Below are 21,106 nucleotides of genomic sequence, written 5' to 3' on the forward strand. Positions count from 1 at the left end.
CATGTCGACGTGCGGGATCCTGCTCGCTGCCGGGGCCGGATCCCGCATGGGCAAACCAAAAGCGCTCGTTACCGGCGCCGACGGCCAGCCTTGGCTTCGCCGCGGGGTGACGACACTGCAATCGGCCGGCCTGTCACCGGTCATCGTGGTCCTCGGCGCTCAGGCTGAGGACGCCGTCAAACTGCTGCCCACCACCGATGTCATTGTGGTGATATCGGACTGGCAGCACGGAATGAGCGCCTCGCTGCGCTGTGGACTCGAGGCCGCCATGGAAATCGACGACGCCGATGCGGCAGCGATCTCCCTGGTGGACGTCCCGGACCTGAATGCCGGCACCGTGACGCGGATCGTAGGAGGGGGCACTCCTGCACGAAACGTTCTGCGAAGGGCTGTTTTTCACGGCAGACCCGGCCATCCCGTCCTGATCGGACGCGACCATTGGTCGACGCTTGCAGAGTCTCTCACCGGGGACGGGGGCGCCAACACCTACCTATGCGAACACGGCGTCGAGTTGGTGGAGTGCAGCGACCTCAGCAGCGGCGTCGACGTCGACTATCCCGAAGCCTGATCGCACTGTCACAATCCTCCCAGGTGGTGGGTGTCCAAATTCGGTGTAAAGATGATCCGATGAAACGTACCGTCGCCGCCATACTCGACATCGAGATCGACGAGGCGACCAACCTGGAGTTCAAGATCGCGGTGACGCGCGCGCCGGGTGTCGAACTGCTGGAAACGATGTCATTCGTCCACGACGGTAATGCGATCGAACCCCGCGAGGCCATCGCCGAACACGGCACCCGTACCCACGTACTCGACTGTGCCCCAGGCAAACTGATCGTCAACTACGACGCAACCCTGATCGGCCGCGGAGAACCGGTCAGCGATGACGACGTGTCGAAGTATCTGCGCCCCAGTCGGTATGCCGAGGTAGACAAGTTCTTCGGCTTTGCCGCCGGGCAATTCGATCTCGCCACTCCCCCGCCCGAACTCCTTCTCGAGGTCACGCGTTGGGTGAGTGCACATCTAAGTTATGTTCCCGGCACCAGCCGCGGCACCGACAGCGCGGTCGACACATTGCTCGCGGGCGCCGGAGTGTGCCGCGACTACTCGCATCTGACCATCGCACTGCTGCGCGCCGTGGGGATTCCCGCTCGCCTGGTGGCCGTCTATGCGCCGGGTTGCGACCCGATGGATTTCCATGCCGTTGCCGAAGCCAATATCGACAACGTGTGGCGCGTGGTCGATGCAACGCAATTAGCCCCACGCAGCAATCTTGTGCGCATCTCGACCGGCCGAGACGCTGCAGACACAGCGTTCCTCGACAACCATGGCGGTTCGATCACGTTGCATGCCTCGGAAGTTCGCGCAATCGTCGACGGCGTTCTCGACAACGACGACTACGCGACACTCACGTCGCTCGGGTGAGAAACAGATTCACGCGCTGATCTGACGCTTCGACGCCAGGGTCCGTTCCAGGAACGCGATACTCAGATCGACGATCGTGCGCCCTTCACGAAGAGCCTTCCCGATCACCGGGAAAGCATGGATCTGCCCACTCCAGATGTGGGTTTCGACGGTGTGCTGTGCCTTGATGAAGTTTTCGGTCATTATCTCGGCGTCCGGGCGCATCAGTTCGTATTCGGCGCACACCAGGAATGAGGGCGCAAGACCGCCGCCTTCCCTGCTGCTGCATTTCACAGAACCCCAGGACATCCCGCTGTCATCGGTCGGGACGTCGACTACCCGCAGGCTTGATCACCCGAGTCCGTGTCCCGCCAGAATTCCGACGACATGGTTGCAGACGCAGGCACTCTCAACTTGCACCAGAGGTTGTGATCGAGAACAGCGCTTACGGAACGACTCCCAGTCGGCAGTCCTGACCGGTGAAGCGACGATCGCTTTGGACATCCGGTCCGTCGTTAATAGCATGGGCCGCATCCCGCGTTCGATCCAAACTGACTCGTTTAGTCAGCCGTCGTCCCTTACCTTCATCTCGACTGAATCGGTTACTTCGAACGCACTCAAAGCAATTCACACCTAGAAAGAATGGCCGAGATCCTTACTTTGTCTGTGTGTGCCCGCTTCGGGGTAGGAGTAGCGCGGCAATTACAGTCACAACGCTCGCAGCTAGTGCAATAGCCGTGGACCAGATGTATCCGGACGGCGATGGCACGCTTAGCGCCGACTCTGGAACCGGTGTGAGGTCGTTTGCCAAAATCATGCCTACGACAGCGGCAGACAGCGCCAAGCCGATGATGCGCATCAGTGCATTGAGGCCGTTTGCTTCTCCCGTCTGCTCGACCGGCGCAGCTTCCATGATGAGAGTGGGCAAAATTGCATAGGAAATTCCGACAGATGCACCGACGAAACACGTTATAGCGACGAGATAAACCGCCGGGAACTCCCACTTGACGGCAAGTGCAATCAACATGGCGAGCAAAGCGACGCAAAGCAAGCAACCTGCAATCACGAGAGTGCGCCGCGTCCCCAATGACGCCCCCATTCGAGCGCCGATATTCGACGATACGAATGCCACGAGCCCAGCAGGAGCCATGAGCAAACCAGCAGTGAGCATCGAGACTCCCAGTCCATGCGGAGTTGAGGTCGGGGCCATCAGCATTTGAATCGGAGCTAGCTCCATCCCGTAAAACGCGAAGGCAGCGGTGAGACCCACAATATTTGCCAGCACAACGCTACGCCGAGATGCGATACGTAGATCCAAAAGTGGATTGACCCGTCGACGTTCATACGCCAACCAACCAGCGAAAGCCAGCACAGACAACCCACACAACGACAATGTGACCGGGCTCGTCCAACCCCAATCCAAACCCTTGCTCACTGGCAGCAGCAAGGTGAGCAGAACCAGTGCGAGGCCAAGCGCACCGATCAGATCGAAGCGACCCCCCATACGGATTCGGCTGGGGGAAACCAGGGCATAGATACCCCCGAAGCAAACCACGGACCCTGCCGCTCCAACCCAGAACAACACACGCCAACCGAATTCCTCAGCAACGAAAGCGGCGAAGGGAAGCCCCAGAGCGCCACCCACAGCCATCGACGAGCTCATCATTCCAACCGCAACACCCAAACGTTTCGCAGACAGGAACTCACGCATCACGCTGATCCCGACCGAAACGAAAGCAACACCAAGGCCCTGTAATGCCCGACCAACGAGGAAAAGCGGAAGGGATGAGGAAACCGCGCAAACCAATGACCCTGCCGCGACCGACGCAATACATAACAGCAAGAGCCGTCGCTTGCCGTACATGTCGCCCAAACGACCGGCTATCGGTGTCGCTACGGCCCCAACGGCCATCGTCACGGTCACAGCCCACGACGCATTCCCAGCAGAAGTATCAAGCATCATCGGCAACATCGGGATAAGCGGCATTATCAACGTTTGTGTCAGGGACATCGCGATACCGGCTGCACACAGCACCATCACCCCGATGCGCGCCCTCCGGTCGACCGGCGCACTATCGGCCGAACTGCCCTCCCCCTCAACGACTAATTCGGACACGGAGTCCGGCGTTTCAACTGCTCGGTGCATCAGTGCTCCTTCACGACCGCCCAAGGGTCGTCGCTCTGTCAGGACCGACCCTCGACGTCAATCGAACTATGTCAAGCACATTGGCTGCCCAGCAGAATTTCGAACGTCTGACCGTCCGGACCAGTCAGGTTGGCCGGACGGAACTATATGGTCGCTCGCAAGCCTTGAGGATTCGCAGCCACGCCGAAAAAACGCTATATGACGGGGTTATGGCGCCGAACGTATCTTCCCGATAAACGGGAAGCCAACAGACCCGAACCTGCGCCACAGCCTGGCGACGAACGCTGGTGCTTCGCAGCAGTTCCGAGCCCTCACTGTCAGGATTTAGTGAGACACTCGGAGGCAACCGAGACCACTCACTGAGGGCATGAAACGAGCACCACCGATGACCAGCCCAAACCCCACGACAACACCAGATCCGCCAGTAGATCCCGCACCGAAACCGACCCGCCGAACATTCACCACCGAATACCGCAACAACATCCTCGACGAATACAACAGCGCCCCACACGGCGAAAAATCCGCAGTCCTACGCCGCGAAGGTTTGTACCAATCCCAACTCCGAGAATGGGCGCAAGCCAGAACTACAGCCGCCGGGAAGTCTCGACCGAAAGCTGCGACCAATCCCGACAACGACGCCGCGACACGTAAGGAAATGGCCCGCCTGACGCGCGAAAATGCCCGTCTGGCAAAGCAATTGACGCAGACGGAGGCCGCGCTCGAGATCATGGGAAAACTTCACGTGCTCTTGGAATCCATCTCCGAGAGCACGGACACACCGCCCTTACCGAAGACGCCCTGAACAGCACCTTCAGCGACCTCAGGGCCGCCGAAATCCCCACCAGACGATCCTGCATCCTGATCGGACGAGCCCGCGCCACCCACTACCGGCAGCAGCAACCACCCGTCCTGGGCCCCAAGAAACCGAGGACAGTCCCCGACAACGGCCAGGCACTCACCGCGTCCGAGCGCGCTCAGGTTCTATCCGTCATCAACAGCGACAAGAACGCTGACCTGGCCATATGCCAGATATGGGCCCGGGAACTCGACGAGGGAAACTACTGGTGTTCGGTGTCGAGCATGTATCGCATCGCCGCCGCGGCCGGACAAAACCGTGAACGCCGACGAACAGCGACACATCCACCGAAAGCGATCCCCGAGCTCCTCGCCGACGGACCTTCACAGGTCTGGACCTGGGATATCACCAAACTCCGCGGGCCCACCAAGGGCGTGTGGTTTCACCTGTACGTACTCATCGACATCTATTCCCGGTACAACCCGTCGTGGATTGTGGCTGCGCACGAAAGTGCCGAACTGGCAGCCGAATTCATCGAGGAAGCGATCGACCGGAACGGCATCGCCCCACACACCGTCCACGCTGACCGTGGCACCTCGATGACTTCCGGACTGGTGTCCGAACTTCTCAGCAACCTCGGCATCATCCGGTCACATTCACGACCTCGGGTCTCAAACGATAATCCATTTTCGGAAGCTCAGTTCAAGACTCTGAAGTATTTGCACGATTTCCCGAAATCGTTTGCATCACTGGAGGATGCACGAGTATTCCTGGAGGGATTCTTCAACGAGTACAACCACATTCACCGTCATTCGGGAATTGCCTGGCACACTCCGGCGTCGGTGCACTTCGCCGGCCGCTGACGCGGTCGACGAAGCCCGGCAGATCACCTTGAACGAGGCCTACGTCGCGAATCCGGCACGGTTTTCACGCCGGCCGTGTCCACCCGAGATGCCGACCGTATTCTTCATCAACGAACCTGTTGCCGAATCGCAAATCAACTGAACGTCACCGTCTCACTTGACTTGACACATAGCGGGTCGACCGAGGGGGGAATATCTGGCGGCGGCACACCCTCGACGGCCAAACGAGGACGGTTCTCCAGTAGCGAAAATGACTGCACCAGTTGGCCGAGATCGGAAGAGCCAACGTCAGCCGGCGCCAATGCCTCACTCTGATCAGTGCCCATATCCCTGAGCACTTGCAGGATGTCTTGCATCTCGAGGATCACGGAATGAGTGGAATCACCTGCTTGCACGAGAGCACTCTCCACATCAGCAGAGGTACCACCGAGGCGCGCCCGCGCGAGATTGATCTGCATTCCGACCACCGTGATGTGATGTGCAACGACATCGTGCAATTCGCGCGCAATTCGCAGCCGTTCTTCTGCAACGCGCCGCAGAGCAGTTTCCTCCTTGGTTCGCTCGGCTCGGGCAGCACGATCTACGACACTCGCCACATACAGTCTCTGCGACTGAATGGCAGCACCGAGCGACGCTACTACTGCCGCCCACAAGGCGTAGACCAGCACCGTCAAGGTGGCGATCGACAAGCGCGCACCAAGAATGTGCGCCGCACAGAGGGACCCGCCCACCCAAAGCACGTAGATCAAGGCTTCGGATCTGGGTCGTACGACTGACATGTCGAACAGCCACACGTACGCCATCACTATGACAGTGACGGCCTTTGGGTCGGCGAACATCTCGTTGGCGCAGATCGCGAGCACAAAGCCCGTACAGACCAGCTTAGGTGGGACGGGCTTCACGGAGACCAGCACGCAGGCTGCGACAGTGAGCAGCAATGTCACTCCGACGAAGCGACCGTCTAGCCCCATCGAGACTATTTCGACCATTGCTGTCGCGTAGCCAATCAGCTTCGGCAACTTACCCACGGGATCTACTCTGACATCGAACCAGTCCACCACTGCACGCATACTGTCGATCATGCCACTCTGAAAACTGGCGCCCGCCTCATCGCGATCACGGGTGTTCCCGAATTCCTCCATCTGAATGGGAGGGTTCATAACGCGTACAACACCATTCGACCTACCCTCGCAAGGGTGGTTGATGAATCCAACACCGCCTCAAGAGGAGGAATTGCAATGACCAGCGTCGCAGAAGACGAACGCCAGATCTACCGCAACATCATCCGAATCGCGCGGGCAATGGACGAGAGAGACTGGTCCACGATCGAAGCGATCGCTGCTCCCGATGCAACCGGCGACTTCGGAAACGGACAACTGACCTCTGCTGAAGAAATTGTTGCTCTACTCCGTTCATTCCTCGACGAGTGCGGCCCCACCCAACACCTGATCGGGAACGTCTTGATCGAAGTCGACGGAGACAAAGCCACCAGTAGGGCGTATGTAGCAGATATGCACCTCGGCACAGGACACCTCGAGGGACAGTACTTTCGAACGTTGGGCGACTACCACGACTCGTGGTCGAGAATCGCGAGCGGTTGGGAGCTCACTCGGCGCCACAAACTTCACACGGGGACAATGGGCAACATTGAAGTTCTGGCACACGCAATACCCTCTCCCCCAATCTAATCAGAGCCAGAGAGAGTAGTGAATTTCTCTAGGAGGTAATAGCACGATGAACGCACTGACCAAAAAGACTGTCATCATTACCGGCGGCGCGCAAGGGATGGGGGCCGCCACCGCAAGGCTGCTCACGCAGCAGGGCGCTCGCGTGGTGGTGGCCGATGTCGCCGAGGAACCCGGAAAGTCGCTGGTAGCCGAACTCGGAGATACGGCTTCGTTCTTTCCTCTGGATGTCACAAGCGAAAGCGATTGGCAGGCTGCGCTTCTTCACACTCTCGAGCACCATGGCACCGTGACTTCTCTCGTCAACAATGCGGGTATCAACTACTTCAGTGGTGTGTTGGACATCGAGGAGGAAAAGGTGATGCGACTGCTGTCGATCAACGTCCTCGGCGCCATGCTTGGCGTGAAAACCATTGCGCCCGCTATCAAACAGGGCGGATCGGGTGGTGCGATTGTCAACATTTCATCACTGGACGGATTGAGGGCAGTAAACGGTCTCAGCGCGTACGTAGCCAGCAAGTGGGCTCTTCGTGGGTTGACCAAAGCACAAGCACTTGAATTGGGCCCTGACATTCGAGTGAATTCAGTTCATCCAGGCGGCGTTAATACACAGTTGGGTAATCCGACAGGCATCACCGGGGAGGAACTCAACCAGCCGTACACTCGAGTTCCACTTCGCCGAATCGGTGAACCGAATGAGATTGCCGCCGCGACTGCGTTTCTCATCAGCGACGCGGCCAGTTACATGACCGGAGCTGAACTTGCAGTCGATGGAGGTTGGACTGCCGGCTACTACCACGCCGGGCTTCCCGGCGGACCGGAGTGAACTGACATGCCCGCACACGAAGAGATCGAAAAGATCGTCCGCAGGTATCTCAGTGCGGCTGCAATGGGAACAGGCGAAGAGATCGCCGATTTGTACTCCCCGGAGGCAACTGTCGAGGACCCGGTTGGCACACCCGCGCACGTGGGACGTGATCAGATCGTCGAGTTCTACCAATCGGTCAGAGGCGGAGAACGCGAGATCGAGCTACTGACACTTCGAATCGCGGCCAACACCGCTGCGTTTCATTTCCGTGTGACCACAAGGATGGGCAATACGACCGTCGTGGTCGAACCCATAGACGTCATGACATTCGACGACGACGCGCAGGTTGTATCGATGAAAGCCATCTGGTCACAAGCTGACCTACAAACACACAGTTAGTGTCGCTGAGTCTACTGATCGGTGTCAGGAACGTTTGCATTTCCCCTCAGAGAAGCCAACACAATGCCCGCCACGGTTTCGTGGCGGGCATTGTCGGTTGAACCGGGTATCAGATGCGGGTGTTCAGTGCCTGGGCGATCTGATCGGTCTGGGCCTGGCCTTCGAGCAGCTGACGCACCAGCCACAGGCGCAGTACCTTCGCGACGGACGCGGCGATGAACATCGCCGCCCCGATGACCGTCAATGCCAGGAACGCGATCGCCAGAATCTGGTACGACGCGATGTTCCGCAGATCCGATTCGGTGAGCGAGGAAATGTAGAGCACACACGCGCCGACCACACCCACCACCATCAGGATCAGGCCACCGAACAGTGTTTTGGCGTCGCCACCGGACTGGCCCTTGTCGAGCCCCAGCTCCGCGATGTTCTTCTTGAATTCGCCACGGCGATCTTGTGCAACAGTAGTCATCGTCATCCTCCTAGATAACTGGTAGAAAGTTCTTGTTCGATCTCATGCGGGTCACCGACCCGAGTAACGCGGCCCTGCAACATCAACGCCGCCGACGTCGCGATCGGCAACACCGCCCGCGCGAACTGCTCCGCGACGAGGATGGAAATACCCTCTGCGGCAAGTGAACCCACCACGTCGTACATCTGCGAGACAATTCGAGGGGCCAGGCCCATCGACAACTCGTCGAGCAGCAGCACCGTCGGATGAGTTCCCAACGCCCGAGAGAGCGCGAGCATCTGCTGCTCACCGCCGGACATCGAACCCGCCAACTGAGCCCGCCGCTCCCCCAGAATCGGGAACCTGGTGTACGCAACCTCTTCGAGGTCCGCGAGCGAGGCTCCGGTTCCGGTGGCGATCCACAGGTTCTCCCGCACCGAGAGGTTCGCGAAGATCCCGCGGCCTTCCGGGATGGAGCACACACCCAACCGGGCGAGTTCGGACGCTTCGACGCCGTTCACGACGCGGCCGGCGAGCTTGAACTCACCGCGCGTGACCGGCAGGACACCGGAGCACACTTTCAGGGTCGAGGTTTTTCCGCCGCCGTTCGGGCCGAGCAAGGCCACCACGGCGCCGGGCTCGAGTACGAGGTCCACGCCGTGCAGGACCTCGATGGATCCGTAACCGGCACGCACACCCGATAATTCGAGCAACGGCTCCGGGCGGGTCGATCCGGTGGCCGCCGGATCGATCGTTGCTGCGGTCATACTGCTTCCTCCTCGGTGCCGATGTACGCGGCGATCACTTCGGGATCGGTGCGGATCTTCTCCGGATCACCCGAAGCCAGCACGGCTCCGTAATCGAGCACGTGAATCGTCGAGCACACCTTCATGACCAACGGAATATCGTGCTCCACCAAACAGATTCCGAGACCACCGGCCGCAAGATCGGTGAGCATCTGCGCGAACACCTCGGTTTCCTGCTCCGTCTGACCCGACGCCGGCTCGTCCAGAAGCAGGATCCGCGGATTCGTCATCAGTGCCCGCGCAACCTCGACGACGCGAGCGCGGCCGGTGGGGATGTCGGAGACATCTTTCTCCGCGACGTCCGTCAGTCCGGTCAGCTCGAGCAGTCGATCCGTTTCGGCGTCGACGTCGATCTTGTTGCCGCTGTTCGCTTTGTGGATATCCCCGGCGACACGCAAATTGTCGCGCACCGACAGGGAGACGAACAGCTCCAGTCGCTGGAACGTGCGCGCCAAACCTTTGTTGGCCCGCTTGTGCGGCGCCAGTTTCGTCACGTCCACACCATCGAGGAACACCTGCCCCGACGTCGGTTTCTGCAGTCCGGTGATGGTGTTGAACAGGGTGGTCTTCCCGGCACCGTTAGGGCCGATCAACCCGGTCACCGTTCCCGGAGCCACCGACAGCGAGACGTCCTTGACGGCGACATGACCGCCGAAACGAACAGTGACACCACGAGTTTCGAGAAGTGGGGTTTCGAGCAAAGGCGACTCAGACATGGGCGGCCAACTCCTTTTCGGACTTGCTCAGATCGATGCCGAGTTCGCGGTCGATCTCGTCGCGGACCTCGTCGCTGTACGGGACGTCGATCCCGACCTCTTCCGGCACCAGCGTCTTCTTCGCTGCCAACTCTTCCGCAGTGAGAACCGCTGCCGGCATCACCATTTCGCCGATCACCGGCAGCATGAACACCACCGCGATGGTGATGGACGCAAACCACCAGTTCCCGAGTACCCCGGTCAGGGCGAGCAGATACGTCACCGCGATCACGGCAGCGCCGCCGTAGAGGACCGGCTTCGCGTTCGTCAAACGCCGGTAGCCTTCGACGATCTGGTGGATGGTGCCACTGGGGTTCGCGCCGACACCGATACCGATCAACGCCGGGCTCACGGCGGCGATGTTGCCGAAGAGCAGCCACATGCCTTCGAGTTCGGGCTGCGCGGAGGCGAGATTGGTGAACGAGACCATGATGACGGCAAAACCGATACCCGCCATCAAACCACCGAACAACGCGCCACTGACGTAGCCGATTCCGGCGACGACGGTGAGCATCAGCAGCGACAGCGAGACCATGATCGCGAAACTCTCACCCGAGACCGAACCCATCGCGCTCGACATCAAGATGCCACCCAATCCGGCGATGCCGGAGGAGATCATGAACACGCTGAGCTTGAGGCGAACCAGGGACTGGCCGAGCATCGCCGATCCGGCGGGGCTGTCCTTCATCGCCGCGAGACGACGGCCGTAACCGCTGTTGCGCAACGCGATCACCCCGACACCGAGAACCGAGAACAGTGCGGTCACGGTCATCAGGAACACCGTGTCGTTGCTCAGATCGAGCGGACCGACCTTGAGCGGCGGGATCGCGATATTGCCGTCCTTGAACAGCGAATACCGGATGCCGAACATCTCGTGTTCGGTGGTATCACGCAACACCATGTTCGAGAGGAACACTCCGAACGCCATCGTTGCGAGCGCCAGATACAACCCGCGCAGACGCAACGCCGGCAGCGCGACGATTCCGCCGATGACGGCGGTGACGAGAACACCGACGATGATGCCCCACAGGTTCAGGTGCGCCGCCAACCCACTGCCGGAAATACCGAAGTGGAACGCGACGATGGTGGCGATGGCTCCGAAAGAGACCGGCGCCAAGTTCAATTCACCGGCATACCCGGTCAACAAGGTCAGCGAGAGCGCGATGATCGCGAACGTCATACCGATCGTCAGCGTCGTGATCGCCGAGGTGACCATCAGCAGACGCAGCAGGTACACGATGACAATGAGCGCGATACCCCAGATGACGGCCTTGCGGACCGTCGGCACGTGATACCGCTCGCGGGTACGGGTGACGGCGCCGCGCAGACGATCCTGCGGCAGCACGATCAACACCACGAACAGCGCGATCATCGGCAGGGAGACACGGAAATTCGACGTCCACGACCAACTCGTCGGGAAGTACGCCAACACGTACGTACCCGCCAAACCGAGAACGACAGCGCCGACGAACGTGCGGGGAATGCTGCGCAACCGGCCGAACATCGCGGCGGCAAACGCGTCGATCACCAACAGCGTCAACATGTTCGCCTCGAGGGTGCCGCCGCTGATCGGGGTGATCAAAATGCCGGCCAACACCGCCAACGTCGAACCCATCGCCCACGACAACGCGGCGAGACGTTCCGGGTTGTGACCGTTGAGGCGCAACAAATCCGGATCGTCGACCACACCGCGCATCGCAACACCAGCGCGAGTTTTGGTGAACAGGATTCGCAATCCCACGGCGATAGCGATGGCAACGAAGATGCAGATCAACTCGTGATAGCGGATATTGGCGCCGAACACCGTGATCTTGGACTGATCGCCGAAGAACATCTGCATGGTGCGCGCCGTCTCCGGATGCCAGAACCAATGCGAAATCGACAGCATACCCAGCAGAATCGACACCGTGACAACAATTTTGGTGACCTCCGCGGTATCGCGCAGGCCCTTCATCACAAGCAGATACAAGCCCAACCCCATCAAGGGGCCGACCACAACCAAAGAAATCAACAGCGCAACGACGGTCGGGAGTTCCCAGCCGTACCGCAACTGCCAGTAGATGAACGCGCCCAGCATCGCCTGAGCGCCGTGCGCGAAATTGAAAATGCCGGACGTGTTGTACGTGAGCACCAACCCGGAAGCTGCGATCGCGTACACCGACCCCAGGACCAAACCCAGAATCGTGAAGGTGACAAAAGTGTTCATAACTGAACCCTCGTTAGGGGAGGAAAGGCGGCACGCTGCGCGCCACCTTTCCTCAGGTGAATCAGGACTGCGGCTTGATCACATTCGCGTTCTGATAGAGGGTCGCCACACGATCAGCCCCCAAATCGGTGCCCCACGTGCTCTTGTCGGTTGCGATCAGATACTTCGGGTCGCACTTGAACTCGGCAGCGGTGTCCGGGAATGACTGCGCATACGTTCCGCCAGTCAATCCCACCATCAACCCGCACGAAGCCGGCATGTTCTTGCCCGGATCGGTAGCGGCATGCAACCCACCGCCGGTCCAATCGTGGATCGACGACAGTTCGTTAACCATGCACTGACGCGTCAGATCAGATCCACACTTATCCGCCGCAGTGGCCCAGAGCAGGAACGACGAAGCAGACTGCATACCGAGCAGCGCAACCTTTCCGTTCTCTGCCGAAACGAGATCGACATACTTCTGTACCGCCGGAACCTTGTCCGCGTTCTCGATCAACGGGAAGATCGAACCCGCGCTGAGGTTGTCGAGGAGCCCGGTGTCCTTGTTCCAGGTGGCAACTCCTGAGTCATACCAGGTGGCCTCACCCGCGAAGATAGGATCGATCCCGACCTGATCGAGCGACTTGATGAAGTTGAACTCCGCCGGAACCGGCGAACGCGACGTCCACAATCCCTTGACACCACAGGCTTTGAACTTCTCGGCAAACGGCACGTAGCTCGCTTCCCCCTCGTAGTTCAGCGTGACGCCACAGTCCTTGAGCTTGAAGCCCGCAGCCTCCGCCATCGAGCGCACCTTGGTGGAGGCCGTGATGATCGACGGAATTGTGCTGTTCACGATGTCGAAGTCGTTCAGCGTATCGGGGTGCATCTCGGCCATCTGGAACCATGCCGACGCATTGGCATAATCGACGGGGAACGGCACACCCTGATAGGTCATCGGCCCGTTGGCAGCGACCGGAGACACCGTGAAACCGGGAACCGCAACCAGATTGCAGGCCACACGGGTCTGCTCTGCGGTCTGGTCCATCGCGAAGCCGTGGCCGACCATCATGAACTGACTGCCACACGCTTCCTGCATAACCGAGTTCGCCTGCATGAGCGCTGCGTCGTAGTCGGTACCGACAACCTTGCGGCCGTTGATGCCGCCCTGATCGTTGCACCAGGAGATGAGGGCGTTGACCGCGTCGCTCATCTCCTTGTTCAGCCCCGGAGCTTGCGCGTAGCCGCGGTCGTCGCCGAACCCGATCTTGATCTCGGTGTCACTGACACCCTGATCCGTTGCGCCCTTCGCCTCACCGTCGCCGCAGGGCGAATCCAGGGTTCCGAACTTGGCATCGGAATTGCTCGACGCAGCGTCGACTGTTGCAGCTGATCCGCCACTCGAGGTGGCAGACGGGTCATCGCCGCGATCCGACGAACAGGCAGACGCCAGGACGGCGGTCACAGCAAGTGCCACAACCAACTTCATCGTCTTGTTGGGTTTCACGATATCGCTCTCCTCATTGGCGACTCGACCCGGCGATATCCGGACAACGAGTCAGCTTCGGTATGCAGTTCGGCGAGCGTAAACGCGTCACACTGCGCAAATTCCCTAGTCTCCCGACTATCGGGAGACCTAAGTGCGCCACATCACATCTAGTGGACTGGTGTGACACAGACGCCACTGGGGACTGCGCCCCGCCAGGAGGCCGCGCGGGCTCGAACCCCGGCGCGCGAATATGTATCCTGTAATGGATCCAATCATGATCATCTGTTGCTGCTGGTCAGCGCACAGAAACCAATGCCGGAGGAACTCCTATGCACCCATCGCATGAACCCGTACGTTTCGCAGTTGAAGGCTCGGTCGCGAGGATCACGCTCGACAACCCCTCCAGAAAGAACGCCATCACCTTGGAGATGGCTGCATCCATCGTCGAGTTCTGCGATCGAGTCGAGAAAGACAGCTCGATTGGCGCCGTCCTGGTAGGCGCTGAAGGCCCGTACTTCTGCAGTGGCGCCGACACACGAGATTTGGCAGCATCATCCGCAGATCCCGCATCTGCAGAAGCCGTCCGACGGACCTCGGCGGTCTATGAAAGCTTTGTACGAGTGGGATCGCTGCCTGTGCCAACCGTGTCGATGGTTGTGGGCGGCGCAGTTGGCGCCGGCCTGAACCTGGCAATGGCCACGGACATCATGCTGGTTACCGAAGATGCCGTGTTGGACAGCGGCTTTCTTGCCCGGCACATCCATCCCGGCGGCGGTCATCTGTCGCTACTGGGACGCACCCTCAGCACGTCCGAAACCATTGCCATGGCAGGACTGGGCATCGCGCTCTCGGGCACCGATGCCGTACGCCGCGGACTTGCATACGCGTGTGTCGATACCGACGACATGGATAGTGAAGCCGCACAACTTGTTCGGCATGCGGCCGCCGATCCGGAACTGGCCAGGGCAATCAAGAACAGCATCCGATTGGAACTCGGTCCCCCCGCGGTCTCCTGGGCCTCAGCGCTCGAGATCGAACGAGGCGTACAAATGTGGTCGATGGGACGCAAGGGCGATGCCGGGTGGAAGAACAAGCCCGCAAAGCCGACTCCGGTCAACTGAGCTTTACATAAAAAGCAGACGGACGGCACGGAGGTCGCGTCGTCCGTCTTGACACTGGCGATTAGCGCACAAGCACAAGGGTGTAATCACCTGCAGTGCTGTCTATCCCACTCTACTGCCGGCAGATGCCACCAACTTCTTGATCGGTACGTCGATGTCGGACAGATCATCCGGGGACAGTTCCATACGAGAACCCAATGCAGACTTCAGGGTAAGAAAGTCTGCCGGGGAATTCACACATTCGGCGGCAATCAACGTGCGCTCACGGAAGTACAGCGACGTAAGCCGATGTGGACGAGCCGGATCCGTGCGAGTCACGGTCTGGTCGTAACCTTCGATCAAACCCGCGATCTGAAGTTTGTACTTCCCTTGATCGGACCAGAACCACGGAATACCTCGCAACGACGACGGCTTCCCCGCAATGGTTCTTGCTGCAACAGTTGCCTGCTCAACAGCGTTGTCAACCGATTCGAGCCGAATACGATCACTCAGGCCCTGTCGCGTCATCGGATTGGGTTGATTTGCGCAATCGCCTATTGCGATTGTCGATCCGTCGGATGCCAGGCAATGCTCGTCCACGAGAATGCCGTTGTCACAATCGAGCCCGATTGCGGTACCGAGTTCATCCCGCGGAAGTACGCCTACCCCGATAAGGACAAGATCCGCCGGGAGCCTCTGCCCACTCCCGAGCATCACGCCGATCACGTCGTTCGATGTCGACACCAAAATCTCGGTGGGGACGGTCTCGAGAAGAACGGAAATACCGGCAGCTCGATGTGCGTCGAGCAAGAAGGCTGACGTGTGCGGGCCGAGCGCCCTACCCATCAGTTGCCTCCCCACCTCGACGACGGTGACATCTTTACCCATCGCTTGTGCAGTCGCAGCAGCTTCTAGTCCGACAAATCCGCCTCCGATGACAACAACGTGCTGTGCGCGCGCCAACTGCTCACGCACATGCAGCGCGTGCTCGACGTCGCGCAGATACAACACACCCCGAGCCCCGGAATCAGCGCCGGGAATGGCAAGCCGGCGAGGCCGGGCTCCGGTGGACAGTACCAACTGTTCGAATTCGTAACGTGCTCCCAGGCGAGTACCGACGCTTCCAGAACCGTCCCCATTCATATCGATCTCGACTACTCGTTCACCGAGGACCAGATCAATAGTGTTCTCGGAATAGAACTCCCGATTTCGCAACATCAAGTCGGCAACAGATACCTCACCTGCCAGAAACGCTTTGGACAGTGGCGGTCGATGATAAGGATCCTGAAGCTCCGCGCCGACGATGCGAATCGGATGAGCATAGCCTTCAGCCCGCAGACTGCTCGCCAGTTGTACGCCGGCCTGCGATGCTCCGACAATGAGAGTGCCAGGATGGGAGCTGTTCACGATCCTCCGTCTTGTCCGTCGGGCGTCTGCCGATTGATGCTCGGACTGATCCCAAACGCTACTAGATAGATGTTTTCTGTCAACTAAATTGCAGCCTCGGACCCGCCACGTCAATTCGTACCGGACACCTGTTCCCGAACCTTGTCGACCCGATCCTGCCAGTTGTCGAGCCACTCGGGATGAGGGAAGATATGCGTCTTCTCCTCAGCCATTGCCCGGACGACCAGGTCGGCAACTTCTTCGGTCGAGATACCGTCCTGCTCGATCGCCGCATTCACGGATTCCCGCAAGTTTTCGAGTTCCGGATCGGCCAGTGCCCTCGGAACGTGACCAGCGGGTGCGTTGCGCTCATCATGCCGAATAGCTGTTGACGTATATGCCGGACACAGTGCCGCTACCCGGACATTCGGATGCTCGGTGGCAAATTCGTTGGACAGACTCTCCGACAGAGCCACCACAGCCGCCTTGGCAACCTTGTACGGGGCTTGATACGGACCGGTCAGGAAGCCCGCCATAGAAGCGGTATTGATGATGTAGGCACTGTCCTGTTCCGCCAAAATCGGCAGGAAGATCCTGCATCCGTGAATCGCACCCCACATAGTCACTCCGATGGTCCACTCCCACGTTTCTGCGCTCGTGGTCGAAAATCGTTGCATACCTCCGACACCGGCGTTGTTGCACAGAACGTGGACGGCGCCGAATCGATCGACCGAGGCCCGAGCAAGTGCCTCGACGGAGACAGCATCAGCGACATCGGTCCGCACTGCAAGGACCTCGCCGAGCGTCGACAGATCTTTCTCAGCACGGTCGAGATCACCAAAATCGTTGTCTGCGACGACTACTTTCATTCCTTCCTGCAAGAATCGACGAGCCAAGCCGAGCCCGATGCCATTTGCGCCTCCGGTCACTACCGCTACACGGCCCTGAAGATCTCTCATCAGTTCTGACCCCCTGCGGCATCCCGTGCTGCGATGTAACCGAACACCAATCCTTGCCCGATAGTTGCGCCTGCGCCCGGATACGTGTCTCCGAAGGCATTGGCTGCGGCGTTTCCGATCGCGTACAGGCCCTCGATCTCGCTTCCGTCCTCCCGGCGTACCCGGCCCTTGGCATCGGCCCGAATCCCGCCACAGGTACCCAGGTCACTGAGAACCATCTTTATGGCGTACAGCGGGCCATCGGCGAGGGGGCGCAAGTTGGGGTTCGGCGAAATCGTCGGATCGCCGTAATAGCGGTCGTATGCGCTGTTTCCACGCTGGAAGTCGGGATCCATACCGGTCCGGGCAGACTCGTTGAAGCTCTCGAAGGTCTCGACAAAGCTATCGACGGGAATACCGATCGAGCGACCTAGCTCTTCCGGACTGGAAGCCTTGTAAGCGATTCCGGCGCTGTACCACGACTCCGGCAGGGGTTGGCGCGGGAAAAGACCGGCTGCGAAGAGGTAACTGTTGCGGTAGCGCTGATCGAACACGATCCACATCGACTCGACCGGATCTCCGGCACGCTCACGACCTAGCACTCGCTGACCGAACGACATGTAGTCCTCGGACTCGTTCGTGAATCGTCGCCCGGTCTGATCGACGATAAACGAACCAGGCAAGGAGCGCTCGGCCAACATGACTGCAGGTTGAGCACCAGGCAACGGCGCCACTGCCGGGAACCACCAGGCCTGGTCCATCAGGTCGATACCCGCGCCGAGATCCTGTGCAATCCGGATCGCATCGCCCGTATTCTGGTCGGAACCCAGGCTCGCATGATCGACTAGACTCTCCGACTGGAACTTTCGACGCATATCCATGTCGTGATCGAATCCACCGGCAGCAAGGATCACACCACGTCGGGCGGTAACCATCACTTCACGCCCGTTCTGCTCGACTACAGCGCCAGTCACACGGCCGTCAGTGTCCACCAGTCGCACGAGCGCCGTCTCGGTCCATACCGGAATTCCTGCATCGAGGATGCCTGCGAACAGTCCGGCCGCCAAAGCCTGTCCCCCAGCGATGTATTCGCGCCCGAGGGCCAGACCACCCAGCCCAACAGCAAGCCTACGGAAAATGCGTGGTAATGCCTTGGCCGGCATCTTTGCCATCAGGTTCATCCACTTGTAGTCCGCACCGGTGACGGGCATCGGCATCGACGCCTCCATCAGTCCGGGTCGCAGGCGCCTGCGCTCGGAACCGAGAACCGATGCGTCGAACGGCAAGCATTCACACGTGCGGCCCGCTGCCGATCCACCCGGCTCCTCCGGATGGTAATCGGAGTAGCCCTCCGCCCAGAAGAACTTCATCGGAGTTGTCCGGAGCAACATATCCATCGTGTCCGAAGCATGGTCGAGGAAACTGTCACCGCGTTCTGCCGGCGCCGAATCGCCGACAACAGAACGGACGTACCGGCCGGCCCTGGCACGCGAATCACCAGCTCCGGACTTCTCCAGAATTTTGTTGGCCGGCAACCAGAATGCACCCCCGGATCGTGCCGTCGAGCCGCCGACATACTCGGTCTTCTCGATGACAAGAGTCGAGAGCCCCAGCTCGTGCGCTGCGAGTGCAGCTGCCATACCGGTACCCGATCCCACCACGAGTAGATCCACAGTGATGTCGTGCGCTGTCGTCACGACTAGAGGCGAATTTGTGGACATAGTGCTCCTTCGATCTTCGGCCGCCGTCGGCAAAATACAGACATCAGCACGCACACGGTTGGATTGGCGCCGGATCAGACAAGAGAGTTGGATGGTCCGGCTGAATGAATCGGTGAGACTTCTGGATCTCACTTCCCAGTTGCTTTTACTAACGGCCTATTCGGCCTATTTCGTGGCCGACCGCGACGTGAAGGTGAAATTCTCCACATCGGGCTCACGCAGCATCGTCCAGTAGTCGACGAGCCGCCATGGACAAGGAACGATCGCACGCCCCTTGCTGTTTCGGTAGTAACCCGTGACGTCCTTGCCAGGATGCGCCCACACAGTTTTGTCGAGCGCGGCGTCTACCTTCTGGTTGTACTCCACCATTGCCTGGTTCTCGACGTCCATCGACGCGTAGTCGTTTTCGACGAGGTACTGCAAGCACTCCACCACGTAGTGGACGTGCTCCTCGCTGGTGATGTTGTGGCCCGCACCATGATTAGGCGCAGCATTCGGTCCGGCTGTGACAAAGAGGTTCGGGAACCCCGGCACTTGAATACCCAGATAGGCACGCGGGTCGTCACCGAACTCCCACAGCTCGGCCAGCCGTTGACCTTCCCGCCCGGTGATGTCGATCAGCGAAGCGTACTCGAGCTTGAAACCCGTTGCGAGAATGATGACGTCTGCAGCGATAAACTCTCCGTCCGTCGTTGTCACTCCATCCGGGTGCACCTCGGCGAAGCCGGCACGATGAAGGTTCACATTCTCGCGCCTGAGCGCCTGAAAGAATCCCGGATCCTTGACTATGCGTTTTGCATAGGGCCGAAAATCGGGGGTTAGCTTTTCTATCAGGTCCGGACGATCGGGAAAGGACTCGTTCAGATATCGCAGTGAGGTCTGCATAACGAGATCGTTTACGGGAGAGACCGACAAGTGCGACTTCGCCCATTCCGGGTCTATCCTCGGTACCGGGTACAGATTGTCGGACGCAAGCCAGTAGGCCCTGAGTCGGAACCACTCCTGGTAGTAGGGCAAGTGCCTCATCGCCCAACGTTCAGCCTGCGGAACATCGTTGACCACAGTCTTTTCCGGAACAATCCAGTGTGGGGTGCGGACAACCACGTCGAGTGCGCCAACCTTGTCCACGATGTTCGTCACTAGTTGAACGGATGTGCATCCGGTTCCCAGAACGACTACACGACGCCCTTCGACGTCGATATCATCACTCCACTCCGCCGTGTGGACCACAGTTCCTTCGAACGAATCCAAACCCGGCACGTCCGGAATGTTCGGCGCGTTGAGGACACCGAGTGCCGTCACCAACGCTTGTGCTCGATGGTCTGTAATCGCACCATCAGCGGATTGTGTCCGCACGTGCCACTTCTGCTCCCGCTCGATCCAATCGGCCGACACAACCTTCGTCGACAGTTCGATGTGGCGGTTCAGATCGTATTTCTCTACGACACGTTCCAGATAAGCCAAGTATTCAGGGCCGGACGGGTAGTACTTCGACCAGTCGGGGTTGAGCTCGAACGAATAGGAGTAGTAGTGGCTCGGGGTGTCCACTGCAGCGCCGGGATAGGTGTTCCGCGACCATGTTCCGCCGATCTCGTCGCGGGCTTCGAAGACACGGTATCGAAATCCTGCATCGCCCAGTTTGACTGCTGCGTTGATCCCGATAATGCCGGCGCCGACGACTATGACGTCGAAATCCTCCGGCGGGGATTTTGTTACCGGTACACAACGTTGACCGATACGGAAACCGGCCTGTTCGAACAACAACGGAATGAACTCCGCGTCGACGTCCGACGCGGTACAGAGCGAGGCCATTCGCCGAAACAGAACCTCGTCCGGAACACCTAGCACTGCAGTTGATTCCGCCCGCAACAGCTGAGCGGCACGTACTCGGACCTTCTCCGAAACACTGTCAGGGAAAGCGCCAAGCGGCAGTGCCGGAGTCCCACTGCCCGACGAATAGTGAACTCCGGTCGTGTTCTGGGCATTGGCCAGATCTTTTCTGGCAGATTCGAGTTCGGCTGCGAACTCGTCGAGTAGGCCGAGGTCACCACTCACGTGCACCATAGACATCAGCAGCGCAGCTGGGTTACATACGGCAATCGCTGCCGCGAGTTGGGCAGCATCGTCACCGTCGAGTTGTGTTCCTGTCCCGTCGACAAAATCGGTCGCTGTCATTT

20 protein-coding genes are annotated in these 21,106 nt (G+C 59.5%); 8 read left to right on the forward strand and 12 right to left on the reverse strand.

The genetic code is table 11. From position 1 onward, the window contains the following. The first annotated feature begins 1 nt into the window (after position 1). Together FFI94_RS27665 and FFI94_RS27670 are read left to right on the forward strand one after the other, a co-directional pair. Positions 2–568 carry an NTP transferase domain-containing protein gene (locus tag FFI94_RS27665; protein WP_138870635.1) on the forward strand — a complete coding sequence of 189 codons (567 nt, stop codon included), beginning with the start codon at positions 2–4 and terminating at the stop codon, positions 566–568. A gap of 59 nt (positions 569–627) precedes the next feature. Continuing rightward, a complete protein-coding gene (locus tag FFI94_RS27670; protein WP_138870636.1) occupies positions 628–1,425 on the forward strand; it encodes a transglutaminase family protein in 798 nt (265 codons plus the stop codon). 9 nt (positions 1,426–1,434) lie between these two features. Here FFI94_RS27670 and FFI94_RS27675 read toward each other — a convergent pair whose 3' ends face one another. Then, a complete protein-coding gene (locus FFI94_RS27675; RefSeq protein ID WP_260684387.1) occupies positions 1,435–1,713 on the reverse strand; it encodes an alpha/beta hydrolase in 279 nt (92 codons plus the stop codon). Between the two features lie 346 nt (positions 1,714–2,059). After that, positions 2,060–3,550, reverse strand: coding sequence for an MFS transporter (locus FFI94_RS27680; RefSeq protein ID WP_138870637.1), 1,491 nt, complete (start codon positions 3,548–3,550; stop codon positions 2,060–2,062). A gap of 385 nt (positions 3,551–3,935) precedes the next feature. Here FFI94_RS27680 and FFI94_RS27685 point away from each other — a divergent pair, with 385 nt between their 5' ends. Then, positions 3,936–4,352, forward strand: a complete 417-nt coding sequence (locus FFI94_RS27685; protein WP_185993334.1) for a transposase — start codon at positions 3,936–3,938, stop codon at positions 4,350–4,352. 278 nt (positions 4,353–4,630) lie between these two features. Next, positions 4,631–5,209, forward strand: a complete 579-nt coding sequence (locus tag FFI94_RS27690; protein ID WP_138870639.1) for a DDE-type integrase/transposase/recombinase — start codon at positions 4,631–4,633, stop codon at positions 5,207–5,209. A gap of 134 nt (positions 5,210–5,343) precedes the next feature. Here the strand turns inward: FFI94_RS27690 and FFI94_RS27695 are convergent, their stop codons facing one another. After that, complete coding sequence (locus FFI94_RS27695; protein ID WP_185993335.1) at positions 5,344–6,369, reverse strand: sensor histidine kinase; 1,026 nt, start codon at positions 6,367–6,369, stop codon at positions 5,344–5,346. A 78-nt stretch (positions 6,370–6,447) separates the two neighbouring features. On the opposite strand from FFI94_RS27695, the gene FFI94_RS27700 reads away from it, so the two are divergent. Genes FFI94_RS27700 through FFI94_RS27710 form a run of 3 tightly spaced genes read left to right on the forward strand, consistent with a single transcriptional unit; the run spans position 6,448 to position 8,101 of the window. Beyond that, a complete protein-coding gene (locus FFI94_RS27700; RefSeq protein ID WP_138870640.1) occupies positions 6,448–6,897 on the forward strand; it encodes a nuclear transport factor 2 family protein in 450 nt (149 codons plus the stop codon). Positions 6,898–6,943: 46 nt separating this feature from the next. Then, the gene (locus FFI94_RS27705; RefSeq protein WP_138870641.1) at positions 6,944–7,720 is read left to right on the forward strand and encodes an SDR family NAD(P)-dependent oxidoreductase; all 777 of its coding nucleotides are present in this window, start codon (positions 6,944–6,946) and stop codon (positions 7,718–7,720) included. Between the two features lie 6 nt (positions 7,721–7,726). Beyond that, positions 7,727–8,101: a nuclear transport factor 2 family protein gene (locus tag FFI94_RS27710; RefSeq protein ID WP_138870642.1), complete on the forward strand. Its 375-nt coding sequence runs from the start codon at positions 7,727–7,729 to the stop codon at positions 8,099–8,101. Between the two features lie 109 nt (positions 8,102–8,210). On the opposite strand, the gene FFI94_RS27715 is transcribed toward FFI94_RS27710, so the two are convergent. The 5 genes from FFI94_RS27715 to FFI94_RS27735 form a co-directional block, all read right to left on the reverse strand. Beyond that, on the reverse strand, positions 8,211–8,570 hold the full coding sequence (locus tag FFI94_RS27715; protein ID WP_144298294.1) for a hypothetical protein: 360 nt from the start codon (positions 8,568–8,570) through the stop codon (positions 8,211–8,213). Between the two features lie 2 nt (positions 8,571–8,572). Beyond that, the gene (locus FFI94_RS27720) at positions 8,573–9,316 is read right to left on the reverse strand and encodes an ABC transporter ATP-binding protein (protein ID WP_138869663.1); all 744 of its coding nucleotides are present in this window, start codon (positions 9,314–9,316) and stop codon (positions 8,573–8,575) included. Then, entirely contained in the window at positions 9,313–10,056 is a 744-nt protein-coding gene (locus FFI94_RS27725) for an ABC transporter ATP-binding protein (RefSeq protein ID WP_138873341.1), read from the reverse strand. Before FFI94_RS27725 ends, FFI94_RS27720 begins: the two co-directional genes overlap by 4 nt. A 7-nt stretch (positions 10,057–10,063) precedes the next feature. Beyond that, complete coding sequence (locus FFI94_RS27730; protein WP_138869664.1) at positions 10,064–12,316, reverse strand: ABC transporter permease; 2,253 nt, start codon at positions 12,314–12,316, stop codon at positions 10,064–10,066. A 61-nt stretch (positions 12,317–12,377) separates the two neighbouring features. Beyond that, complete coding sequence (locus FFI94_RS27735) at positions 12,378–13,802, reverse strand: ABC transporter substrate-binding protein (RefSeq protein WP_397495513.1); 1,425 nt, start codon at positions 13,800–13,802, stop codon at positions 12,378–12,380. Between the two features lie 311 nt (positions 13,803–14,113). Here FFI94_RS27735 and FFI94_RS27740 point away from each other — a divergent pair, with 311 nt between their 5' ends. Further along, positions 14,114–14,905 (forward strand): enoyl-CoA hydratase-related protein, encoded by a 792-nt coding sequence (locus tag FFI94_RS27740; protein WP_138870643.1) that lies wholly within the window; start codon positions 14,114–14,116, stop codon positions 14,903–14,905. A 102-nt stretch (positions 14,906–15,007) separates the two neighbouring features. On the opposite strand, the gene FFI94_RS27745 is transcribed toward FFI94_RS27740, so the two are convergent. From FFI94_RS27745 to FFI94_RS27760, 4 genes are all read right to left on the reverse strand, one after another. Next, positions 15,008–16,291 carry an NAD(P)/FAD-dependent oxidoreductase gene (locus FFI94_RS27745; RefSeq protein ID WP_260684388.1) on the reverse strand — a complete coding sequence of 428 codons (1,284 nt, stop codon included), beginning with the start codon at positions 16,289–16,291 and terminating at the stop codon, positions 15,008–15,010. A gap of 110 nt (positions 16,292–16,401) precedes the next feature. After that, positions 16,402–17,229 (reverse strand): SDR family NAD(P)-dependent oxidoreductase, encoded by an 828-nt coding sequence (locus tag FFI94_RS27750; protein WP_138870644.1) that lies wholly within the window; start codon positions 17,227–17,229, stop codon positions 16,402–16,404. Continuing rightward, complete coding sequence (locus FFI94_RS27755; RefSeq protein ID WP_138870645.1) at positions 17,229–18,929, reverse strand: 3-ketosteroid-delta-1-dehydrogenase; 1,701 nt, start codon at positions 18,927–18,929, stop codon at positions 17,229–17,231. Before FFI94_RS27755 ends, FFI94_RS27750 begins: the two co-directional genes overlap by 1 nt. A 165-nt stretch (positions 18,930–19,094) precedes the next feature. Beyond that, positions 19,095–21,104 carry an NAD(P)/FAD-dependent oxidoreductase gene (locus FFI94_RS27760; protein ID WP_138870646.1) on the reverse strand — a complete coding sequence of 670 codons (2,010 nt, stop codon included), beginning with the start codon at positions 21,102–21,104 and terminating at the stop codon, positions 19,095–19,097. Between the last annotated feature and the right edge of the window lie 2 nt (positions 21,105–21,106).

Origin of the sequence: Rhodococcus sp. KBS0724 (genome assembly GCF_005938745.2) — a bacterium.
GTDB lineage: Bacteria > Actinomycetota > Actinomycetes > Mycobacteriales > Mycobacteriaceae > Rhodococcus_F.

Excerpts from the sequence above, each read along its gene's own strand:
- FFI94_RS27665 (WP_138870635.1), top strand. The coding sequence starts at position 2 with ATGTCGACGTGCGGGATCCTGCTCGCTGCCGGGGCCGGATCCCGCATG.
- FFI94_RS27670 (WP_138870636.1), top strand. The coding sequence starts at position 628 with ATGAAACGTACCGTCGCCGCCATACTCGACATCGAGATCGACGAGGCG.
- FFI94_RS27675 (WP_260684387.1), bottom strand. The coding sequence starts at position 1,713 with ATGTCCTGGGGTTCTGTGAAATGCAGCAGCAGGGAAGGCGGCGGTCTT.
- FFI94_RS27680 (WP_138870637.1), bottom strand. The coding sequence starts at position 3,550 with ATGCACCGAGCAGTTGAAACGCCGGACTCCGTGTCCGAATTAGTCGTT.
- FFI94_RS27685 (WP_185993334.1), top strand. The coding sequence starts at position 3,936 with ATGACCAGCCCAAACCCCACGACAACACCAGATCCGCCAGTAGATCCC.
- FFI94_RS27690 (WP_138870639.1), top strand. The coding sequence starts at position 4,631 with ATGTATCGCATCGCCGCCGCGGCCGGACAAAACCGTGAACGCCGACGA.
- FFI94_RS27695 (WP_185993335.1), bottom strand. The coding sequence starts at position 6,369 with ATGAACCCTCCCATTCAGATGGAGGAATTCGGGAACACCCGTGATCGC.
- FFI94_RS27700 (WP_138870640.1), top strand. The coding sequence starts at position 6,448 with ATGACCAGCGTCGCAGAAGACGAACGCCAGATCTACCGCAACATCATC.
- FFI94_RS27705 (WP_138870641.1), top strand. The coding sequence starts at position 6,944 with ATGAACGCACTGACCAAAAAGACTGTCATCATTACCGGCGGCGCGCAA.
- FFI94_RS27710 (WP_138870642.1), top strand. The coding sequence starts at position 7,727 with ATGCCCGCACACGAAGAGATCGAAAAGATCGTCCGCAGGTATCTCAGT.
- FFI94_RS27715 (WP_144298294.1), bottom strand. The coding sequence starts at position 8,570 with ATGACTACTGTTGCACAAGATCGCCGTGGCGAATTCAAGAAGAACATC.
- FFI94_RS27720 (WP_138869663.1), bottom strand. The coding sequence starts at position 9,316 with ATGACCGCAGCAACGATCGATCCGGCGGCCACCGGATCGACCCGCCCG.
- FFI94_RS27730 (WP_138869664.1), bottom strand. The coding sequence starts at position 12,316 with ATGAACACTTTTGTCACCTTCACGATTCTGGGTTTGGTCCTGGGGTCG.
- FFI94_RS27740 (WP_138870643.1), top strand. The coding sequence starts at position 14,114 with ATGCACCCATCGCATGAACCCGTACGTTTCGCAGTTGAAGGCTCGGTC.
- FFI94_RS27750 (WP_138870644.1), bottom strand. The coding sequence starts at position 17,229 with ATGAGAGATCTTCAGGGCCGTGTAGCGGTAGTGACCGGAGGCGCAAAT.
- FFI94_RS27755 (WP_138870645.1), bottom strand. The coding sequence starts at position 18,929 with ATGTCCACAAATTCGCCTCTAGTCGTGACGACAGCGCACGACATCACT.
- FFI94_RS27760 (WP_138870646.1), bottom strand. The coding sequence starts at position 21,104 with ATGACAGCGACCGATTTTGTCGACGGGACAGGAACACAACTCGACGGT.